Origin of the sequence: Mesonia profundi, assembly GCF_031085155.1 — a bacterium.
Lineage (GTDB): Bacteria > Bacteroidota > Bacteroidia > Flavobacteriales > Flavobacteriaceae > Mesonia > Mesonia profundi.
Genome location: NZ_JAVHUL010000022.1, coordinates 1 through 21,337 on the forward strand (window position 1 = coordinate 1; position 21,337 = coordinate 21,337).

Sequence of the window (21,337 nt, forward strand, 5' to 3'; positions counted from 1 at the left end):
CATTCCGAACAGAGAAGTTAAGCCCGTTAGCGCAGATGGTACTGCTTATTGTGGGAGAGTATGTCGTCGCCTTTTTTATAAACCCTTCACTTAATTTAAGTGAAGGGTTTTTTTATGCCTTTTTTTAAAGGGATTGTGGTTTCGATACACCCCGAAGTTTCGGGGCTATCGAAAATCAATCAGCTACCGGGAATCACTTTTCAATTTCAGTTTCAGTTTCAGTTTGATTTCATTTATTCATTTTTAGACTCGAGTACGATATTTCCGAAGCTTTTGGACGCAGCAGTTTTGCTTCTAAACTCTTTATTACTGAATATTATTACACTTAGCCTCAGGCGAAATATCTAAGGTGTTTCTGGAAGGTATGCTAAGATCAAACCTGGTTCCAGACAATTATAAAAGGAATAAGATATACTTCTATTAATAAGCTAGAATATAGTAACATAAAAAAAGCCTGCCTAAAGTGTATACACTCTAAGCAGGCTTTTTCATTTTATGAACTTATCTTATCGCTTAGTGATTTCTCCTCCAGAGATCGATTGTTTAAGTTTGGTCTTTTTTGGGTTTCCATAATATTCAATGGATGAACCTGAAGAGGTGTTGGCTTCGAGATACTCTTTTACATCAACGATTGCACTCGAACCTGAGCTTGTTTTCATCTTAGCATTTTTTACAACTAAATCTTTTGCATTAAGCGCTGAACCACTACTAGATTTCGAATTAAAATTGATAGCTGTTCCTTCTAACTCCACTGAAGATCCGCTTGATGTTTTTATTTCGGCGTCTTTCGTTTTAATGTTTAACTTTAAGAATGAGCCACTACTCGTCTTTATGTTTAAGCTCTCTACAGTAATTTTTTCATTACTCGATAAACTACTTCCGCTAGAAGTCTTATAGCCAGATAGGGGCTTCGTATAGTACACTTTTAGTAATTTGCTTCCGGCTCTATTGATGGTCTTTTCAGATTCTATTCTTAAGGTGCCGCTATCTAGCTCATATTTTAAAAGAGGAATTAAATTTTTATTTGCTTTCATAACTATTTTATTTTCATCGGAAGAAATTAATTCTACTTCCCATCCCATGGCTATAGAAATTTTGTCAAAATCTTTATTTAAAACAATCTCTTTGGAGATCACTTCTCCTTTTCCTGTTACATCATTATTGAAATTGGCATTACAAGAGAGTAAAAAAAATGAAATAATAATACTTACGAATATTTTGGTTAAGGTAGTTAACATGATGTTTTAAGTTTTAATGGTTAATCCCTCCAGAGGGTTTAATTCTCTGGAGCACTTGATTTATTTAGTGATAGGCTATCTTTTTGTGCATTAGTGTGTTCTTCGTTTTCTTGATACCAATCTTCGGTGCCTTCTTCATCATCCATGTTCTCCTTATTAAGAAAAGGATTCTCTTTAGATTCTTCAAAAAACGGATTTTCAGAAGTTTCAGTATCACAATCAGAACAGTTCAACTTGTTTTTTTCTACTACTAAGTAGCTAGACTCTTGCCCACTTTCTAGCATGTCTTCATACCTAGAATAGTTTCTATGGTAGGTTCTAGTGTTTTCATCAGCAAAAAGAATAGCTCCTTCTGGAAGGTATAAGGTGATCTTTACTTCTTGACTGAAGTACTTATTTTTAAAGTCTGTAGTAAAAAATCCGTCAAGGTAAAGCGTGTTATTCTCAAACTCTGTATGAAATAGAATCTTATTAGCTCTTTCTCTCGCTTGGGCATAATCGTGTCCATTCGCAGATTTTATGATTTCCACTCTTGCTAAACTATCGGTGGTAGATCTAACAATGAGTCTGATGTCTTTTGAGAACAGAATCTTTTCATCATTTTGATTGTACTTTATTTGCACATCATCATCTCTTTCTAAAGAAGCGTGCATCCAATCGTTATCTCTCATTTTAAGATACAACGTATCATTGGCGCGAATAGGGAGGTCTTGCTTGATGACTAAATCTTCTTCAAAAGCTCTTTGTGTAGCTTGTCTAATTCCTAGAAAGGCAATGGTAAAGATGCATAAAAGCCATACTGCTAAAAGGGTTAATTTTGCGAATGTTCCTATAGATTTTAAGTTAGACACTACAATTTTTAAACCTAATAAAAAGAATAAAAATAAAGGTATTGCCGCACTAAGAAATAGGATCACACTTGCCAACCAAATGGGAATTCCAATATCTACCATTTCTACATAATCCATCCAAGGAGCATTAAATATCCCGAAAGTCCCTATACTCAAAATGCTAAACAGGAGGCCGATTAAACCTAATCCTGCAAATAAAAGGATAAGAATTCCTATAAATTTTCCTATAATTTTTAGGAAGGTGACTATAAAATCTCCCAGGGATTGAAAGAACTGAGAGCTGCCTTGATTGGCTTTTTGCGTGTATTTTTTATAGTCTACATCTCTAAACTTATCGGAAACTGTATCAAAACCCTCCTTTACCTTTTTTTCGATATTGCTAATATTGATGGGTTCCCCTTTCATTTCTAATTTTTCTGAAGTGGTGAGCGCTTCGGGAACAATAATCCAGAAAATAATATACACGATAGCAAAACTTCCGGAAGATATTATGGTAAGCAGTACAAAAAGGATTCTTACCCAAATGGCATCAATATGTAGGTAGTGTCCAAGGCCAGAACTTACTCCGGCGATATAACTATGCTCACGATCTCTATATAGTTTCTTAGTTTTTTTATTTTCAGTGGTATTACTACTGCCACTTTTAGGTTCTTCATCTTCAAAAATATCATCATCTACCCTATAATCTTCGGGTTGTCCCATGATTTCTATGACAGCTTCTACTTCGTAAATGCTTACGACTTGCTTTTCGGATTTAATTTTTTCTGAAAACAATTCAGCAATACGAGCTTCTATATCTTGAATAATCTCTTCTCTTCCTTGGGCATCTGTAAAAGATTTCTTGATCGCATTTAAGTAATCATTCAGCTTTAAAAAAGCATCCTCATCGATGTGGAAGAAAACTCCGGCTAGGTTGATGTTAACGGTTTTATTCATGAGAGTTATTTTTTTGAGTTGTGACAATAGTGACAGCGGTTTGAAGGTTGTCCCAAGTAGTAGAGAGTTCGGTTAAAAAAAGTTGTCCGGTTTCGGTTAAACCGTAATATTTTCTTGGCGGTCCGCTGGTAGATTCTTCCCACCGATAACTAAGCAGACCTGCGTTTTTAAGTCGGGTTAAAAGCGGATAAATAGTGCCTTCCACTACCAATAGTTTGGCGTCTTTTAAGGTCTCTAGTATCTCGGCAACATAGGCATCTTTATCCCGAAGAATAGAGAGTATGCAATACTCCAAAACTCCTTTTCGCATTTGCGCCTTGGTGTTTTCAATTTTCATAGGCTTTCTTTTTGTGTGTTGTGAAACTGTTCATTTTTTGATGATGATGTAAGAAATGATTTCTTGTTTAGGATGTGAAGACTTAAAGGGTATTTAAAATTCTTTCCTTCACTAGCACTTATACTTGCTTGTATCACGCATAATACATCAAAAAGGAAAATGGCTAATCCAGTGATGATAACTACAGCGAAATAAATAAGATATGGACCGAGGATAAAGTCTTTGGTGTTGGAAATGTTAAGACCGTTTTCTGAAAAGTAGAATTCATTTATACTTCCAAAATTAAATCCTAAAATAAGAGCAGCGATGAGACTTGTGCCAATCCAAAGGGCGTAGTATACATAAATCGTTAATTGAAAATTGAGCGATTCTTTACTCTGCTCCACCACAAAAGCTTCTTTTTTTTTAATCACTAAAATACTTAGCGGAATTAAAAGGTTCCCAAAAGGAAAGAAATACTTACTAAAAGTACTTGCGTGAGTGACGACAGACCAGGTTTTATTTTCTATAGTTGGCATAAGACATTATATTACTATGCAAATATATGGTTAAAGAAAGGTATTATGCAATACAAAGTACTGAAATTTAACAAATTATTTTTTCAGAACCCGTATTTAGGTAGCTAAAAAATGAATAACTTACCTCAAAAAAATATGCTGAGTCCTAGTAAAATTAACTGGTTTACGTTTTTTAAGTTGCCTGCATCTTGGTGGAGTGGAGTAAGGTTAAAAAAAATTAACGAAGAAGCTTGTGAAACTTCTGTGAAGTTTAAGTGGATTAATCAAAATCCTTTTAAGTCGATGTACTTTGCGGTTCAAATGATGGCGGCAGAATTAAGCTCGGGAGCTTTGGTAATGACGTCAATACGAAATCAAAAACAGCCAGTATCTATGTTAGTGGCAAGAAATAAAGCTGAGTTTACTAAAAAAGCAACAGGTAGAATTACGTTTACATGCCTTGACGGAATAAAAATTAAACAGGCTATCGAAAAAGCCATTGAAACCAAAGAGCCTCAAACATGTTGGATGCAAACTAAAGGACTGAATGAGAAGGGGGAACTTGTTTCTACCATGGATTTTGAATGGACGATAAAAGCGAAGTCATAAAACAATGTTAATTTTATTTGTTAAATTATTATAAATATTTACAAATATTTAGAGTGAAATGTAAATAAATGCTTACATTCAGTTTTAATTCAAACATCACGTCTATAGAACATCTCTACTTTAACTAACTTAAATTAATTTGAATTATGTCTAGAGCGATGTTTGAATACACCAAAACGATCTTGCAAAAAGTGAGTTTTGATGTAGTTTTGTTTTGCAAAGAAGTTGAAAAGGCAGTTTCCCGACTATTACCCCATGAACTGGATGAATTGAGAGATTACATTTTACTTCTAGTCAATCAAAACCCGAATTTAAAAGATTCTTTAATTTATTTAAAAGCGTAAAAAAAGTGCGATGTTAAAAAAACATCGCACTTTTTTTATTTTTTGTGAAGCGGACTTATAATTTTCACATTTTGAAATGCTATTGCCCCTTTTATTACACCCGCTATAATTTGATGAAGTGCTTCTATAATTTGAATTTTTAATTCACTTTTGTGAAAAATAATACTCACTGATCTTGCCGGTGCAGGTTCTTCAAACATTTTTAAATTTCCCATTTCCTTCTCATGTAAATCTAAAGTATGTAAATAAGGCAATAAAGTCATTCCCATTCCTTCATTAGAAAGTTTTACAAGGGTTTCAAAACTTCCGCTTTCTAATTGAAAAGAACTCTCCTCATAAGTTTTATTCGTTTTGCATAAATTAAGAATGCCTTCTTTAAAACAATGACCATCTTCTAAGAGTAAGATTTGGTCTATATTTAAATCATCTACATTTAATTTTTTATTTGGATACAACGGGTGACTTGGTGGGACATAAGCCACAAAAGGTTCATAATACAAGGCCCACTCTTTGATATTCTCCTGTTCTAATGGTGTTGCAGCAATCGCGGCATCTAGATGACCGTCCTTAAGTTTTTCAATAATAGCTTCGGTATGTAGCTCTTCTATTTTAAGTTTTACCTTGGGGTATTTATTCGTGAAATTCCTTAAAAACATAGGAAGCAACGTAGGCATGACAGTAGGAATGATCCCTAAGCGAAATTCTCCTCCAATAAAGCCTTTTTGCTGATCTACGATATCTTTTATGCGATCACTTTCATTAACAATATTTTTAGCCTGATGTACAATTTTTCTACCAACATCGGTTAATTCAATAGGTTTCTTAGACCTATCGAATATTTGAATCTTTAATTCTTCCTCCAGCTTTTGTATTTGCATACTCAACGTAGGTTGTGTTACAAATACTTTTTGAGCAGCTTTGGTAAAATTTTGATATTCGGCTACAGCCAAAACATAATGCAGTTGGGTGATGGTCATGCTATAAATCTTTATAACACAAAGATACTTATACTATCAGATAAATTTATTAATGTTTTCTAAAAATATAAGATTTATTGATACTTAAAATCGAATGGTCACTTCTTTCTCGGTTTTATTCACTTCAAATTTGGCCTCTTCCCAAGTAGGAGGACCCATCAATACAGGGTTATTTGAAACACCGTATCCCTCTTTAGGCATTCCATTAGCTTCAAAGTCCATCTTTTTATTCTCATTCATATCATGAAAAGAAGAGACAGCATAACTGCCATATGGGACATCTTTAAAAGTGATGGTCGTTTTGCCATCCTTTATTTTAGAAGTTGCAGAAAAATCTGGTTTAGTCTTCATAAAACCTTCCTGTGTAGACATGCCTAAAAGAATTTCTCCTTGATCATTAGCGATATTCTCAATAATGATGTTCACGGTTGCGGTCTCTTGTGCAGTAATTTGCTGAGAAACTGCCATTAAAAAAAGTAAAAATAAAGTTTTCATAAGTTGAGTTTTTAGATTATAGCTCAAAGTAAAGCATGTTCTAAGTTATAAAATATTTTTAAGAACTCAACTGTAAAAAGAGAAGGATGAATTGTAAGGTGTTCTATAGGAGGCCTCTAGCTTTAATTTCTAAATATTTATTAATGGTGTTGATGGAAAGATCTTTTGGTGCCGTTAATATGGTTTGTATACCGTGTTTTTCTAATTCTTTAGCCATAAAATATTTATCGTTTTTAAACTGAATGGCTATGGTTTGCTCGTAAATGGTGGCTAGATTTTCTGGCTGTTCCTCGCTAAATTTTTCCAACTCTGTATTTTTAAAGAAGATCACTACCAACACATGCTTTTTAGAGATGGCTTTTAAATAGGGAAGTTGTCGCTGTAAGGAAGAAATATGCTCGAAGTTGGTGTAGAGCATCAATAAACTGCGCTGGGTAATTTTTCTTTTTAAATGCGCATACAATAACCCAAAGTCACTGTCTAAAAACTTAGTGTCTATGTTGTATAACTGATTTAAAATAAGTTGCAGCTGAGTCATTTTACTGCTGGCAGGTAAGTAATTGCCAATCTTATGAGAAAAACTAAGCATGCCTACCTTGTCTTTTTTCTTAAGTGCAATATTAGAAAAAGCTAAAGTGCTATTAATCGCATAATCTACCAATTTAAGCTCATCAAAAGGCATTTTCATCACCCTACTCGTATCGATAATAGAATAAATAGGTTGGGATTTTTCATCCTGGTATTGATTGACCATTATGCCTTGATGCTTGGCAGTTGCCTTCCAGTTAATGGTTCTTATATCATCCCCTTGTATATATTCCTTAATTTGCTCAAACTCCATCGTATGCCCAATACGTCTTATTTTTTTAAGGCCTATTTGAGAAATGCGGTTGTCAATTGCTAAGAAATCGTATTTCTTCATTTGTATAAAAGAAGGAAACACTTTTACCATTTGATCCTTATTGAAAGTATATCTTCTTTTAATCAAGTTTATGGGAGAAGAAACGTATGCATTTAAATTTCCGAAGATATATTCGCCGCGTTCTACTGGTCTTAAACCGTAGGAAGTGCTTATTTTTTTCTTTGGCGGAATAGAAACTCTTTTTATGAAATCCCTTTTCTGAAACTGCACCGGAATCTCTTCAATAAGTTCTACGTTTATCTTTACGGAAGCTTGATTCTGAAGCTCAATTTTGACGGAATTAAGATCGCTATTCGAGAATTTATCGGGTAAAATACGCTCGGCGTTTAAGCTGTTTTGTTTAAAAAGCAGCACTACATCTGCCAAGGTTAGCAGTAAAAAAGCTAAAGCTAATAGCCAGACGTAGGCATAAATAGGCGTAAGCCAATAACTGACTAAAAATAGCACAGCAAAGACGCCTATACTTATAAAGAAGCGGGGGTTAAAGTATAAAGATTTAAAAAACTGAATCACGCTTATCTAGGGATTTCAATAGATTTGGTAATCATTTCCACTACATTTTCAGTGGTCATGCCTTCCATTTCTCTTTCTGGAGAAAGAATAATTCGGTGTCTTAACACAGGGTTCAAGACTTTCTTGACATCTTCAGGGATTACAAAATCTCTTCCGTAGACCGCAGCATAAGCTTTGGAAGCATTCATAATCGCAATAGAAGCTCTTGGCGATGCTCCTAAAAATAAATGCGAATGATTTCTCGTTCTACTTACGATTTCTGCAATGTAGTTCATGATCTTTTCTTCAATCACAATTTCATGAACTTGACTTCTGAATTTATTCAACAAATCTGGCGTAAGTACGGCTTCAATTAAATCTAAAGGCTTTTTTTCTTTTCGTTGGTGATGTGACTTTAAAATTTCAATTTCTTGCTCTAAACTTGGGTATTCTACCTTTATTTTAAAGATAAAACGATCTAGTTGCGCTTCTGGTAAAGCATATGTTCCTTCTTGTTCTATGGGGTTTTGCGTGGCAAGCACCATAAAGGGAGGATCCATTTTATATTCTTTCCCATCCATAGTTACTTGGCGTTCTTCCATCACTTCAAAAAGAGCCGCTTGGGTTTTTGCTGGCGCCCGGTTAATCTCATCAATCAAAACGATATTCGAGAAAATAGGTCCGGGTTTAAACTCAAAATTAGAACTCGCCGAATTTAAAATGGAAGTACCCAGCACATCACTCGGCATTAAATCTGGTGTAAACTGTATTCTGCTGAAATTTGTTTTAATCGATTTTGCAAAAAGCTTCGCTGTAATGGTTTTTGCAATCCCTGGGACGCCTTCAATCAAGACGTGTCCTTCTGCCAAAAGACCTACGATAAGTAATTCTATAAAGTCTTCTTGACCAATAATAACTTTAGCCAATTGCGCTTTTAAGCTTTCTACTGCCTGCTTTAACTCTTCCAAGTTAAGTCTGTTGTCAAATTGGATAGATTGCTCTTGCTCTTGATTGTTTCCTGATGTTGTTTCCTCGTTTTCCATTCAAAAATTAGGGGTTGAAGTTGGTGATTTTATGATTGATATCTTTGAGTTCTTCTTTAGAAATCGCAGTATTTTGTTGCTGAAGTTGTAAATAGTCCATAAGCTCTTTTACATCTTCATAGGGATGATCTGTTTTATGAGCAATATCGCTAATTAAATTGGTATTGTTCGCTTGGGTATTGATATGGTATTTTTGTCTTAAATCTAAGTAAAACTGATCGATCATTTTATGCGCAATACCCGTATGATCACTTCTTTCTAAATACATGCCTGCAATAGTTTGGGTGTATTCGTAGGTTTTATTCTTTAACGGATTTCTTATCGGAATGCTTTTTTGCTTTCTTTTTCCTTCAAAAAGCACAAATAATAAAGCTCCAATCAACACAAAATAGTAGGCCCATTTTAAATACCTATTGTTGAGCAAAATATAAAGCGGCGAAGTATTGAAGGTTTTTCCTCCTGAATAATGATTATCCCAATAAAAATGAGCCACATTCATATCTAAATATGAAAGTACTTTTTGAGTATACATGTATTGCTGTTTCTTAGAAAGTAAGAAAAAATTACTAAACACTTCTGGAGACGAATGGATTAATATTTTGCCTTCCCCAAACGGAGCTTCTATAAAATTGATAAAATCTTCAGGTTTTTTTAAATTTTCGTCTTTGATTTGTACTAAGCCTAAAACCTCTTGATTGAGCGTGTCAATTTCATTAAAATGGATGATTTCTTTATCTTTTTGAAAGGCATACAACGAATCAGATTTTAGACGTGGATTTACTAAATTATACTGCGGAAAGTTTTCCAATCCGTTTTTTCTAACTCTGCTTTTCTGACTCAGTTTTAAGGTGTCTAATAGAGAGCTGCTAATGTTATTACTAGCTAAGAAAAGTGTATTTCCTTTGTCTACCCAACTCAGTAATTGTTCCGCTTCAGCTTTATCAAACATTAAAGAATTTCCTATAAAGAAGTAGGTTCCTGGCTCAATTCCGCCGTATTTCAAAAACTCAAAGGGCGGTACGTTGATCTCTTCTAAGTTGGACGCCTTCTTTTCTAACTCTTGAAAGAAAACATAGGTTCCAAACGGGATTTTATCTTTGTTGGAGTAGGAGGGAAACCAGTTGACTGGCTCTTTTTGATTGGCTTCAAAAAACACCAAAGTGCTCAATATAAGAATTAAGACTCCTAATAATATTTTATAACGCTTAGTCATACGAAGGAGAATTAATTTGTTGCTTTAGCGTTAAAAAATCTTCTTCGGCAGTTTTGTATTGCTGCGAATTGATAGAGAAATTCCCATACCATACAAAATCGTACAAGTGGGTTAGCTTTTCAAAAGGGCTGCTAAGTTGGCTTGATTTGATCTCCTTCAGGTAATCTTCATTTGTTTTCTCTTGTTCGTACGCAATGAATTGATTGTCTTTGAGTTCCCTTAAGATAAGAAGGTAGTAATACCTCACGGCCAATCGTAAATCACCTTTTGCAATGGCTTCCTTAATGAGGGCTTCAATATCTTTATTCTCTATGATTTCTTGCTCTTCCGATAAGAAAATTTCTTGCTCCTTATTTTTAGTGCCCAAGCCTTTCCCAGGATTTAGTTTGATAAAAAGCCAAACGATTAAAGCGACAATTCCGCCAATAACTAAGTAGGGAATAGATTTCAGTAAAAATCCTACAAAACCTCTGGCTTCTATATCTCCAAAAAGGAAATTCCAAATAGTATCAAAAATATTAAAAAGCCAGCGTTTAAATTTGCTCCACCAGCTTTTTACTTGCTCTTCTTCTAAGTAGTTAAACGCGTCTTGTTCTTTATATTCCTCTAAGCTTTCTTCCTCAAAAGTTACAGGCGTTACATCTTCTCTCTGGTCATATTTTACTTCTTTAATAGAGTCGTTTTTTACCTGCGTTTCCGCATGTATCGAAGCACTCGATAGCACATAAAGAAGAAAGACAAGGAGTAGATGCCGCATGAGTTTATTGGTTTCCTAAGCTATCGATTTCCTCATAAGTTCCTGTTTGATTTTTCTTTTCATTCAGGTTAAAATAGATAAAAATACAGGCTACAATAAAGATGATGTAAAACAAATATTGTCCAATGCTAGAGATGGTTGTTAGTATAACATAGCTCCAGTCAAACATAGAAGCGGGATCGCTAAGGCTTCCTTCTTGAGACATGCTAAAACCTTTTATAAACATATAAATGATGGCGGGCAATTGAAAAATAAAGCTAAGAATATACACCATGATGTAGGTGATTAACATCGCGAAAAACGACATCCACCAGTTGTTTTTTATCAATTGAAAACAGTAAGAGAATGAGTCTCCTACGCTTAAATTAGTAAAGGCATAAATAGAGTACATAAAGGTGAGTACTACTCCAATATAAATACCAGGTAAAAAACATAATATAAACCCAATAAAACTCATTAGACCTATAAGGAAACTCATTCCTAAATAACTAAGCCAATTCTCTTTTACGTCTATATTTACTTCTTCAATAACGATGACGCCTTCATTTTTCATATACGATTTTACCGCATAATGGATAGAACTTACCAAAAATGCATAGAATATGGCAGAGGCGATTAGTAGAATGAGCGAGCCTAAAAATATGGAAGAGTAAAAATCGGCTAGTCCAGTAGAAAGGCCATTGGAACTATTGATTAAAGAAAGAAAATCAAAACTTTGTTTGCTCGTAGAGTAGGTGTAATAGGTAATTGCAAAAATCAAGATGATAAAAGGAACCGCCACGGTATTTAAAAGTACCTTAAATAGCGGCTTGATGTTTTCTCTTATAAATTTGAAGGTGTCGCTTAAGATTTCTCCAATTTCTCTTTCTCTCTTAAATTGTATGTATTGATCAAACATGTTTTATTTCTTTTTTATGAAGTTGAATAGGATAAATAATATAATAGTAAACAATTAAAAATAGGGAAGTAGCAATAATAAAAATAGCTAACCAATCTGGCATTTGGGTTTGTCTGGTTACAAAACCTTCTAAGAAACCGGCAATAATAAAAAACGGGATCGTGCTGATGATAATTTTTAGTCCGTCTTTAATTCCGTTAATAAAAGATTGGAGTCGCGTGTATGTTCCAGGAAAAAGAATGCTTTTTCCTACAACGAGACCCGCGCAACCGGCGACAATAATTACAGAAATTTCTATGGTTCCGTGAATCCAAATCGTTCTTACTGATTCCCACAACAAACCTTTGTCGTAAAAAAAAAATTGAAAAGAGCCCAGCATAATCGCATTTTGCATCAAGACATATAAAGTACCAAGGCCTAGGAAAATCCCCAGAACATACGCCATTAAGCCCACCCGAATATTATTAATGGTTATTCCCAAAAACATATTCATCTTTTGCATTTCTTTATAGACTCGCATGGGGTCACCTTTGTCTATATTATCCAACGTCATATTGACGTAGGCATCTCCCAAAATGGAGCGAACAAAAGCTTGTTCATTGGCAGCAGAATAAGCTCCGATGATACAAAATAACGCAAAAACCAAGAAGCTAATTAATAACTGTCTTTGATGTTGGTAAAATTGTGAAGGAAATTCCTTCAAGAAGAACGAAAATATTCTTCCTTTAGACTCTTTTTTGGTCTTATAAATCTTTTGATGTGCTTTCGCGGATAAAGAATTAAGATAAAATAAGGTTTTGCTTTTGGGGTAAAACGTTTGTGCGTAGCTTAGATGATCGGTGATTTCAATATATAAGGAAGAAAGCTCATCGGGTGATATTTTTGCATTATTATCAATAACATTTTCAAATGTTACCCATTTGTCCTTATTTTGCTTTACAAAAGCTGCTTCACGCATAATTGAAAATTAAGATTACCAAAGAAACATATTAAATGGATAACTATCAAATTGAAACTGCTCAAAATGTGGAGATATATCAAAATATCGCCAACTTAGGAGATCGCATCTTGGCTTTTTTAATAGATATGTTAATTATCATCGCCTATGGTCTTTTAACGGGGATAGCCGCTTCGAGTTTGGGTTTGGGACGTGAGAACGAATGGATTTATATGGTGGTAATAGGTTTACCTATATTTTTATATCATTTATTAATGGAAACCTTCAATAACGGACAATCTTTAGGAAAGGCAGCTATGCGCATTCGAGTGGTGAAATTAGATGGCTCTCAACCTGCGTTTTCTAATTATGCCATACGCTGGTTGCTGCGAATGGTAGACATCACTTTTACCAGTGGCGCCGTAGCAATTTTCAGTTTTCTATTCAGTGCCAAAGGTCAGCGATTAGGTGATATTGCGGCAACAACAACGGTTATTTCTGAAAAGCAAAAAATTACGATTCATCAAACCTTGATGGCATCACTTCCAGACGGATATCAACCCAAATATCCACAGGTAACCGTATTTTCTGATAAAGAGATGCAACAAATCAAAAACATATTTCAAAAAGCGAAAAGGGAAGGAAAACATGCAGTTATTTTAGCTTTAGCTGAAAAATCATCCAAAATGATGCAAATCACCTTAGATGAGAAAGCTTTCTCTTTTATAGATACCATTATTTTAGATTATAATTATTATACCCAGCAGTAAATGGATTACTTATTATTTATGGACATTTTGGGAACCGTTGCGTTCTCTATTTCGGGAGTGTTAACTGCTATGAAAAAGCGAATGGATGCTTTTGGTATTCTAATCATCGCTTTTGTAACCGCAGTAGGTGGAGGGACGTTAAGAGATATTTTAATTGGTTTCCCTATCACATGGATGCGTAATATGACCTATGTACATGTGATCCTTATTACGACCATTGTGGCTGCGCTTTTTAGAAGTAAGTTGGTGTATTTAAGAAAATCACTTTTTTTGTTTGATACGATTGGAATAGGGCTTTATACCGTTGTGGGAATTCAAAAAGCAATTTCTATTGACTTACCGCCTGTTATTTGCGTTGCCATTGGGACCATGAGTGCTTGTTTTGGAGGGGTAATTCGAGATATTTTATGTAATGAGATTCCGGTAATTTTTAGAAAAGAAATTTATGCCACCGCTTGTATTTTGGGAGGTGTTAGTTACTTTTTATTGGTTAAAGTGGGATTGCCACAGAATATAACTTTTATCATCTCTGGAGCTGTGGTGATTTTAACGAGATTGCTTGCGGTTGTATTTAAACTACAATTACCTTCCGTTTACGGAAAAGAAAAAGAGCCTAACGAAGCACCTTAATTTTCATAGTAATGTTTTTCTTAGGCCATTCACTTTGGTCTACTTCTACTTGCGCTATTTTATCTACCACGTCCATTCCTCTAATAACTTTACCAAAAACCGTATGGTCATTGTCTAAATGATGCGCGCCATTTTTACCTTGAACAATGAAAAACTCAAATGGGGAAGAAGCTTTACTTATATTTTGTTCACTGTATTTTGCTGCAGAAAAGGCGCCACGTTGATGTGTGTTTTCGGCTTTAAATTCGTTGGGAATTAAATAGGAGCCTACTTGGTGTCTCACCTCATGTGTCTCCTGTAAATCACTATTTCCGCCTTGAATTACAAAATCTTTAGCGACACGATGAAAAAAAGAAGTATCAAAATAACCCATTTTCACCAACCTGATAAAGTTAGCGCGATGCAGCGGTGTGTTTTTGTATAGCTTCACTTTAATATTCCCAAAAGAAGTAGAAATCTCGACTAAGGTTTCTGGGTTCTCTTTTCCGTATTGAGTTAAGAAAGGAATAAGCTGTTCTTGTTGAAGGTTTTCAATTTTAGTTAAATCTACGCTAAAATTATTTCCGCCTTTAGGGATTTTGACCGCCTTTAGGAGACTGTCTCTTTTTCTCTCTTTTTCTTTTTGAAGCTCTATTTTTTGCTTCTCTGTTTTTGTTGACTTACTTTTACTATCTTCACAACTAAGAATTACTAAGAATAATAAAGCAATTATAAAGGGGTATCGAAATGACATTTTCTGAATTTAAAAAATCTGTTTCAAAAATAGAAAAAATTGAATTGTTTGGAGAGAAAGCGCATATGGAAATGTCACCTAATTTTAGAACTAAAGAATTAAGGGAGTTGGATGTGGTTAAGAAAAACCCGCGTAAAGCGGCAGTTTTAGCCTTATTTTACCCTGACAAAAATGACAACACCTATATTGTACTCATTCTAAGAAAAACGTATAAAGGAGTACATTCTGCTCAAATTGGTTTTCCTGGTGGTAAAGTAGAGTTAACAGACAAGGACTTGGAAGAAACCGCTATTCGGGAAACCTATGAAGAGGTTGGAGTGCATCCAGAAAACATTAATATTTTAAAGAAACTCACCAAAATTTATATCCCGCCTTCTAATTTTTGGGTATATCCTTTTATAGGAACTGCCAATCACACACCAAACTTTGTAAGACAGGAAACCGAAGTAGAGAAAATCGTAGAGGTTAAACTGGAAGATTTTCTAAATGAGTCTAGCTTAGTCGAAAAAAGATTAAGCACTTCTTACGCTAAAGATGTAGATGTGCCAGCATTTCTTCTGAATGGCCATGTGGTTTGGGGAGCAACCGCTATGATGCTTAGCGAAGTAAAGATGGTCTTGAAAAACATAATATAAAGAACGGTTTTTGTATATTAGTCGCCTTATAAAATTGAAAAAATAACTATGGGATTATTCAAAAAAAATCCTTTTGGTCACATTTTATTTATAAAGAAATGGATCATAAGAGTTTTAGGTGTGATTACGCATCGCCGTTATCGCGGATTTAATGCACTACAAATTGAAGGTTCTGAAATTATAAAAGACCTTCCAGATAGAAACGTGCTTTTTATCTCCAACCACCAAACCTACTTTGCAGATGTGGTGGCAATGTTTCATGTGTTTAATGCAAGTCTTAGCGGAAGAACGAACTCCATAAAAAATGTGATGTATTTATGGAACCCTAAATTAAACCTCTATTATATTGCTGCCAGAGAAACCATGCGAGCGGGATTATTAGCAAGAATTTTTTCTTACGCGGGGGCAATTACTGTAGAAAGAACCTGGCGAGATAAAGGGAAAGATGTGAACCGCCAAGTAAAAATGAGCGATATAACCAGTATTGGTACTGCCTTAAAAGACGGTTGGGTGATTACTTTCCCTCAAGGAACAACCAAACCTTGGAAGCCCATACGAAAAGGAACGGCTCACATCATTAGAAAATACAACCCTGTAGTAGTACCTATTGTTATTGATGGGTTTAGAAGGTCTTTCGATAAAAAAGGAATTAGGGTAAAGAAAAAGGGAATCTTACAGTCTATGGTGATCAAAGAGCCCATGGAGTTTGCTGAGAATGAATCTGTAGAAAGTATAATTGAAAGACTCGAAATGGCCATCGAACAACATTCTTCTTTTGTAAAAGTAATTCCTAGAGAAGTTCTTTTAGAGCAAGAAAAATTAAATGAACAAAGAAGATATAGTTATAAGGAGTAAGATTCATTTCAAATTTTAACATTCTTTTTATACTAAGGCAGGATGCTTGTAGTTATTGTAGTGTATGTTAAAAACTAATTTTCAATTGGTTATGATTAACATTTGATTAAATTTGAACTTATTAATTAAGCAAAAACTACTATATGTTAAAAAGAAATTTTGCCCAAATCTTACTTAGTTTAACCGTATTCTTCTCTGCTTTCTCTGCCTTAGCGCAACAAAGTATTCTTCCTTTTACAGATTTCAAAAAGATTGTTCCTTTAAAAGAGACAGCTGCAGCACCTTTACAAGTGTTGTTAGAAGATGAAATCATGAGCAATCCTCAATGGAAAAGTTTAATAGATAATAAGAAAATGTCTATAGGAGTGGTAGATTTAAATAATGTCTATGAAGCTAATTACGCTGGAATCAACAGCACAGAAATGATGTATGCTGCTAGTTTACCTAAAATTGCCATTTTGTTAGCTTCCATGGATGCTATTGAAAAATGCGAATTAGAAGAAACAGAAGCAGTAAAGAAAGATCTTAATGCGATGATTAACCGATCAGATAATCAGGCTTCTACTAGAATGATTGACAGATTAGGATATAAGAAAATAGCAGATGTACTTCAAAGTCCGGCTTACAAATTATACGATAAAACTCAAGGTGGAGGTCTTTGGGTAGGAAAGCGTTATGCAGCTTCTGGAGCTAGAAACCCAGATCCTTTAAAGGGCTTAAGCCATGCAGCTACCGTAAAGCAAGTATGTAGATTTTATTATAGAATGGTAACAGGGAACTTGGTTTCTCAAGATAAGTCTAGACAAATGTTAGATATTATGGAGGACTCTAGCTTACATCATAAATTTGTAAATACTCTAGATAGAATAGCTCCTGATGCTCGTGTATTTAGAAAATCTGGTTCTTGGAAAAACTACCATGCCGACTCTGTTTTAGTATGGGGAAAGGATGGAAGAAAATATATTCTTGTAGCCCTTATAGAAGATGCTGGAGGAGAACAAATTATAAGAGATTTAGTGGAACCAATTGAAAAAGTAATTAAAAAATCACGTTCTTTGGAGACTACATAGTTTCCTTAAATGATTAAGATTTTTTTACAAAAGAGTTTTGGAATTCGGAGTGGCGAAGTAAGGATTTCGCTTCTAATGCAACTCTATATATTTTTAATAATCACAACGCTATTAATAGTAAAACCTACTATTAATGCGTTGTTTTTATCTAAACTAACTTCAGATGCTTTACCAAATGCCTACCTTCTGGTAGCTTTGGTGGCCATAGGGAGTTCTTTTTTTTACAATCAAGCCCTTAAGAGGTTTTCTCTATTAAAAATCGTTACGGCAACTTTAATTCTTTCCGCATCAATTTTTCTTTCTTTAAAATTTCTTCTTAACTATGATTACTTCTCTACAGAGCTACTATATTTCTATTATGTTTGGGTAGCCATTTTTGCTTTGCTCACCACTTCGCAGTTTTGGGTATTGGCGAATTTGGTGTTTAATATTAGAGAAGCCAAACGACTTTTCGGATTTATTGGCGCCGGAGCGATTACAGGCGGTATTTTTGGAGGTTATCTTACCAATCTTTTAGCCCCGTCTATAGGGAATGATAACTTAATGGTTATTGCATCCCTCATTTTATTGGGGTGTATCCCATTACTGCATTATATATGGAGAAAGAAAATTAAAACCCTGGGATATTTTAGGCAGAAACAACGTTCTTACGCTACAAATGAATCTTCTTTTAAGCTCATATTAAAGTCAAAGCATTTAACTTATATCGCAGGAATTGTAGGAGTAAGTGTGATTACGGCGAAGTTAGTTGATTTCCAATTTAGTAATCTGGCTTCCAAAGCAATCACAGATTCTGAGGATTTGGCGTCCTTCTTTGGGTTCTGGTTCTCCACATTCAATCTTGCTTCTTTAATGATTCAACTCTTTCTAACACGTAAAATTGTTGGAGTTTGGGGAGTGGCTTCCACTTTAATACTTCTTCCTGTGGGAATATTGGTTGCTGTAGGTATCTTTATTGTATTTCCAGAGCTTTGGGTGGTGATCTTAATGAAATCCGTTGATGGGAGTTTAAAACAATCTATTAATAAGGCAGCTTCAGAAATGTTGGTTCTTCCTGTGCCTACTGATATAAAAAATAAGACCAAATCATTTATAGATGTGGTGGTAGATAGTATTGCTACAGGAATCGCAGGATGTATTCTTATCTTTGTAATTAAAGGCTTGGACTTTGATCCTGTACAAGTTTCTCTCTTAATCTTAATCTTGGTATTGGTTTGGTTTTACTTTATTTATAAGGTTAGAAAAACCTACTTTCAGTCCTTTAGACAAAATCTCATCAACTTTAGCGATAAGCATCACTTGAGTAAAAAGAAAAAAGGAAATCATGTTTCTACTAATGCTACCATTCTAAAAGTCTTAGAAGAAGGGGAGGAGTCAGAGATTTTGTATATGCTAGGCAAGATCAATGAAATTAAAGACAAACGTCTAAAATTAGCTGTAGTTTCTCTATTAGATCATCCTTCAGATACTATTAAAGCTGCAGCCATAAGAAATTTGTACTTGGTAGACAAAGGAACAGCGGTAGAGAAAGTAGAAAAATTAGTTCATCAAAAAGATGATGAGGTAGTGTTGGCAGCCATGCAGTATTTGCTTACCCATACAGATATCAATGATTTAAAAATATTTGATTCCTACCTTAATCACGACAATCAATACATTGCTTCCGCAGCTTTATTCTGCTTAGCTAAAGAATCTCGTGATAATCAAAAATTAGCGCAGCGCTATAGTTTAGATTTAAGATTAGAAAAAGGAATTGAAGCGGTAAATTTACCCAGTGATCATCACAGAATTCATGAGACGGTAGAGCTCATAAGAGCGATAGGCTACTCAGGAATCCCTAAGTATTATTCTTTTATTAAAGCACATTTCAATAATAGAAATGAGGAAGTTATTAAAGCCGCGATTGAAGCTGCGGGTTATAGTGCTCATATTGTTTTTGTAGATGATTTGTTAGGTTTTTTAGAAACGAAAGAGTTTAGGGAAGATGCAGAAGAAGCGCTGCATCATTACGGTTCTGGAGTGATAAAAATGTTACTGAAACGCCTTAAGAATGATTTGATTTCAGAAAATGCCAAACGTTTTATTCCTAATATCTTGTCTAGGTTTAACAGTCAAGAAAGTGTAAATACGTTGTTTATGCTGCTGCGGAATAAAGATATTATCATTCGCATGGAGGCTGCCAGGTCTTTACAAGAGATGAAGGAAAAGAGTAAAGGTTTAAAATTTAACAAGAAAGATGTGGTTCGTTTAATCTTATCTGAATGTAAATTGTATCACAACACTTTAATTGCAATGGAGCTGCAAAAGAAAATTACCAAGAATTATAAATTAGAATTGGTAAACGATAGCGAAATGGAAGAGTATTCCGCTAGAAATAGCCTGATTGAAATCCTTGAAAAACGTCTAGATCATGGCTTACAACAAATTTTTACTTTATTAGAGCTAGAATACAATTCTAAAGATGTTAGTATCGCATACCATGGCATTAAAAGCGAAAAGCAAGAAGTACGTGCTAATGCAATTGAATTTTTAGATACCCTCTTGCAACCTAATTTAAGACACACCTTATTACCATTAGTAGAGAACAGCATTCTTAGTGCCAGCAATCAAGAGATTGACTCTAGCTTGATTAACGTGCCTAGTGAATACAAGTGTTTTCAGATGTTGTTAAAAGGTCAGGATGTACGAATAAAACTGGCGGTTCTATATTTATTGAGACACATAGAAGATAAAAACTACCTAAAACTAGTGCACCGTATGGTAACCGATAAAGACATTCGCATTAGAAATTTTGCCAGTTTAGCTGTAGAAAATCTAAAGAAAGTCGACTAGATTTCTTCACTATTAATAACTTCATCAATCTTTGAAGCTAAAGTCATATGGTCGTAAGCAGAGTTTTTTCTAAGTACATTAGTCATTAAGCAAACCATATATTTCTTTCCGTTAGGGTGTTCTACAATGGCTACAGAGTTCATGTAATTGTAGACATTCCCCGCATATTCTCCACAAGTTTTTCCATTAGATCGATCACAAGAATATAAACTCCCCGATTTAAAATAAACCGCAGCATCTCTAATTTTTGGAGAATAAGCATATCTAATTCTTCTATCGGTTAAGTACAGTAAACGCTTAATTTCAAGACTGGAATTCTCATCAATTAAATTTCCTTGCTCTAAGGTTACCAAATATTTCATTAAGCCTAGAGGAGTACCAATACTACCTCCAATATCATCCACAAACTTATTGGCACCAGAGGTGAAGAAGCTACCTAATCGCCATTCATCTTTACTAATTCCTATGTCTCGTAAAGGTTCATTCACAATTTTATTGGCCAATAAGGTAAGTTCTTTTTTAGGCGTTTCTTTAAAGTATGCGTCTTCCTGGTCTGGCGTTAAATATTCATATTGGTCTTTAAATGCGGCCATTAATAAGGCTTCTCTCCACACCACATTGGTAGCACCATTATTACTTACAGATACGGTATGGTCTAACCATTCATACAAGCTAAATTCATCATCGGTTCTCACTTTTCTTTTTACGAATTTGTCTTCTTCTATATCATAAACAGGAATCGTATGATGGTCATAAATGGCCCATTCGCCAGCTTTTACAATCTTATTTTTTAACAAGGCGGTTCTAGCATCCCAAGATTCGGGACAAATGTTTTGCATTTGTTTAAACAACGCGGTTACTACGGCTAACTTTCCAACGCTTCCGGGTTGATAGCCTATAGATTCTTTGTGTTCGGCGTATTTTAATTCCTTAGGATTGGTCATATCCAATATGGTAAGCGAATAGTTTCCAGAAGGAATTACTTTTTTTAATTTTTCAGCGAAAGCTTTATCTTCTATTAAGATGGCATTCACCGAATCCTCTTTTCGCTCGGTTAACTGTAATTCTATACAATTAAGGGGCAGTAAGGCTCCTTTAGGTAGTTTTAATGTCTGTGTAGAATCTTTTTCTATTTTTTCTAAACGGGCAAGCCTAGCAATTTTAGTAGAGGAATACCCATCTATAGGGTAATACGCGTATAAACCAGCGATGACACTTGTGGTGATAACTAGAAAAGTAAGGGTAATTTTGCTGAAAATATTCATA

Annotated in this window: 22 protein-coding genes and 1 rRNA gene; 9 read left to right on the forward strand and 14 right to left on the reverse strand. The window is 34.6% G+C overall.

Going from position 1 to position 21,337, the window contains the following annotated elements:
* Nucleotides 1–75: ribosomal RNA gene (gene rrf, locus RBU60_RS14180) — 5S ribosomal RNA — on the forward strand; the annotation flags it as partial.
* A 431-nt stretch (nucleotides 76–506) separates the two neighbouring features.
* Here rrf and RBU60_RS09120 read toward each other — a convergent pair.
* From RBU60_RS09120 to RBU60_RS09135, 4 genes are read right to left on the reverse strand one after another with little or no spacing between them, the layout of a single operon-like run.
* Nucleotides 507–1,238 (reverse strand): head GIN domain-containing protein, encoded by a 732-nt coding sequence (locus RBU60_RS09120; protein WP_308864567.1) that lies wholly within the window; start codon nucleotides 1,236–1,238, stop codon nucleotides 507–509.
* 38 nt (nucleotides 1,239–1,276) lie between these two features.
* The gene (locus RBU60_RS09125) at nucleotides 1,277–3,025 is read right to left on the reverse strand and encodes a PspC domain-containing protein (RefSeq protein ID WP_308864568.1); all 1,749 of its coding nucleotides are present in this window, start codon (nucleotides 3,023–3,025) and stop codon (nucleotides 1,277–1,279) included.
* A complete protein-coding gene (locus tag RBU60_RS09130) occupies nucleotides 3,018–3,362 on the reverse strand; it encodes a PadR family transcriptional regulator (protein ID WP_308864569.1) in 345 nt (114 codons plus the stop codon). The genes RBU60_RS09125 and RBU60_RS09130 overlap by 8 nt, the downstream gene beginning before the upstream one ends.
* Nucleotides 3,359–3,880, reverse strand: coding sequence for a DUF4870 domain-containing protein (locus RBU60_RS09135; protein WP_308864570.1), 522 nt, complete (start codon nucleotides 3,878–3,880; stop codon nucleotides 3,359–3,361). The genes RBU60_RS09130 and RBU60_RS09135 overlap by 4 nt, the downstream gene beginning before the upstream one ends.
* Nucleotides 3,881–3,991: 111 nt before the next feature.
* Here RBU60_RS09135 and RBU60_RS09140 point away from each other — a divergent pair, with 111 nt between their 5' ends.
* Together RBU60_RS09140 and RBU60_RS09145 are read left to right on the forward strand one after the other, a co-directional pair.
* Complete coding sequence (locus RBU60_RS09140; RefSeq protein WP_308864571.1) at nucleotides 3,992–4,468, forward strand: DUF4442 domain-containing protein; 477 nt, start codon at nucleotides 3,992–3,994, stop codon at nucleotides 4,466–4,468.
* 146 nt (nucleotides 4,469–4,614) lie between these two features.
* Nucleotides 4,615–4,812, forward strand: coding sequence for a hypothetical protein (locus RBU60_RS09145; protein ID WP_308864572.1), 198 nt, complete (start codon nucleotides 4,615–4,617; stop codon nucleotides 4,810–4,812).
* Nucleotides 4,813–4,847: 35 nt separating this feature from the next.
* On the opposite strand, the gene RBU60_RS09150 is transcribed toward RBU60_RS09145, so the two are convergent.
* From RBU60_RS09150 to RBU60_RS09185, 8 genes are all read right to left on the reverse strand, one after another.
* Nucleotides 4,848–5,789 carry a hydrogen peroxide-inducible genes activator gene (locus tag RBU60_RS09150; RefSeq protein ID WP_308864573.1) on the reverse strand — a complete coding sequence of 314 codons (942 nt, stop codon included), beginning with the start codon at nucleotides 5,787–5,789 and terminating at the stop codon, nucleotides 4,848–4,850.
* Between the two features lie 84 nt (nucleotides 5,790–5,873).
* Nucleotides 5,874–6,284: a DUF2141 domain-containing protein gene (locus RBU60_RS09155; protein ID WP_308864574.1), complete on the reverse strand. Its 411-nt coding sequence runs from the start codon at nucleotides 6,282–6,284 to the stop codon at nucleotides 5,874–5,876.
* Nucleotides 6,285–6,387: 103 nt separating this feature from the next.
* Nucleotides 6,388–7,719: a DUF58 domain-containing protein gene (locus RBU60_RS09160; RefSeq protein WP_308864576.1), complete on the reverse strand. Its 1,332-nt coding sequence runs from the start codon at nucleotides 7,717–7,719 to the stop codon at nucleotides 6,388–6,390.
* Between the two features lie 2 nt (nucleotides 7,720–7,721).
* Nucleotides 7,722–8,741: an AAA family ATPase gene (locus RBU60_RS09165; protein WP_308864577.1), complete on the reverse strand. Its 1,020-nt coding sequence runs from the start codon at nucleotides 8,739–8,741 to the stop codon at nucleotides 7,722–7,724.
* 7 nt (nucleotides 8,742–8,748) lie between these two features.
* Nucleotides 8,749–9,954: a DUF4350 domain-containing protein gene (locus RBU60_RS09170; RefSeq protein WP_308864578.1), complete on the reverse strand. Its 1,206-nt coding sequence runs from the start codon at nucleotides 9,952–9,954 to the stop codon at nucleotides 8,749–8,751.
* Nucleotides 9,947–10,711 carry a DUF4129 domain-containing protein gene (locus tag RBU60_RS09175; protein ID WP_308864579.1) on the reverse strand — a complete coding sequence of 255 codons (765 nt, stop codon included), beginning with the start codon at nucleotides 10,709–10,711 and terminating at the stop codon, nucleotides 9,947–9,949. The genes RBU60_RS09170 and RBU60_RS09175 overlap by 8 nt, the downstream gene beginning before the upstream one ends.
* A 4-nt stretch (nucleotides 10,712–10,715) precedes the next feature.
* The gene (locus RBU60_RS09180) at nucleotides 10,716–11,609 is read right to left on the reverse strand and encodes a hypothetical protein (RefSeq protein ID WP_308864580.1); all 894 of its coding nucleotides are present in this window, start codon (nucleotides 11,607–11,609) and stop codon (nucleotides 10,716–10,718) included.
* Entirely contained in the window at nucleotides 11,602–12,567 is a 966-nt protein-coding gene (locus tag RBU60_RS09185; RefSeq protein ID WP_308864581.1) for a stage II sporulation protein M, read from the reverse strand. The genes RBU60_RS09180 and RBU60_RS09185 overlap by 8 nt, the downstream gene beginning before the upstream one ends.
* Nucleotides 12,568–12,602: 35 nt before the next feature.
* Between RBU60_RS09185 and RBU60_RS09190 the strand changes: the two genes are divergently transcribed.
* Nucleotides 12,603–13,316 carry an RDD family protein gene (locus RBU60_RS09190; RefSeq protein ID WP_308864582.1) on the forward strand — a complete coding sequence of 238 codons (714 nt, stop codon included), beginning with the start codon at nucleotides 12,603–12,605 and terminating at the stop codon, nucleotides 13,314–13,316.
* On the forward strand, nucleotides 13,317–13,946 hold the full coding sequence (locus RBU60_RS09195) for a trimeric intracellular cation channel family protein (protein WP_308864583.1): 630 nt from the start codon (nucleotides 13,317–13,319) through the stop codon (nucleotides 13,944–13,946).
* Here the strand turns inward: RBU60_RS09195 and RBU60_RS09200 are convergent.
* Complete coding sequence (locus RBU60_RS09200) at nucleotides 13,930–14,679, reverse strand: peptidylprolyl isomerase (protein WP_308864585.1); 750 nt, start codon at nucleotides 14,677–14,679, stop codon at nucleotides 13,930–13,932. The two genes, RBU60_RS09195 and RBU60_RS09200, sit on opposite strands and share 17 nt — an antisense overlap.
* Between RBU60_RS09200 and RBU60_RS09205 the strand changes: the two genes are divergently transcribed.
* The 4 genes from RBU60_RS09205 to RBU60_RS09220 all read left to right on the forward strand — a co-directional run bounded on the left by RBU60_RS09205 (nucleotide 14,673) and on the right by RBU60_RS09220 (nucleotide 20,071).
* Nucleotides 14,673–15,314 (forward strand): NUDIX hydrolase, encoded by a 642-nt coding sequence (locus RBU60_RS09205; protein ID WP_308864586.1) that lies wholly within the window; start codon nucleotides 14,673–14,675, stop codon nucleotides 15,312–15,314. The two genes, RBU60_RS09200 and RBU60_RS09205, sit on opposite strands and share 7 nt — an antisense overlap.
* Nucleotides 15,315–15,362: 48 nt before the next feature.
* Nucleotides 15,363–16,169: a lysophospholipid acyltransferase family protein gene (locus RBU60_RS09210; RefSeq protein WP_308864588.1), complete on the forward strand. Its 807-nt coding sequence runs from the start codon at nucleotides 15,363–15,365 to the stop codon at nucleotides 16,167–16,169.
* A 143-nt stretch (nucleotides 16,170–16,312) separates the two neighbouring features.
* Nucleotides 16,313–17,239, forward strand: coding sequence for a serine hydrolase (locus RBU60_RS09215; protein ID WP_308864589.1), 927 nt, complete (start codon nucleotides 16,313–16,315; stop codon nucleotides 17,237–17,239).
* Nucleotides 17,240–17,377: 138 nt separating this feature from the next.
* Nucleotides 17,378–20,071 (forward strand): Npt1/Npt2 family nucleotide transporter, encoded by a 2,694-nt coding sequence (locus RBU60_RS09220; protein ID WP_308864590.1) that lies wholly within the window; start codon nucleotides 17,378–17,380, stop codon nucleotides 20,069–20,071.
* Here the strand turns inward: RBU60_RS09220 and RBU60_RS09225 are convergent.
* Complete coding sequence (locus RBU60_RS09225) at nucleotides 20,068–21,336, reverse strand: serine hydrolase (RefSeq protein ID WP_308864591.1); 1,269 nt, start codon at nucleotides 21,334–21,336, stop codon at nucleotides 20,068–20,070. The genes RBU60_RS09220 and RBU60_RS09225 overlap by 4 nt on opposite strands.
* Between the last annotated feature and the right edge of the window lies 1 nt (nucleotide 21,337).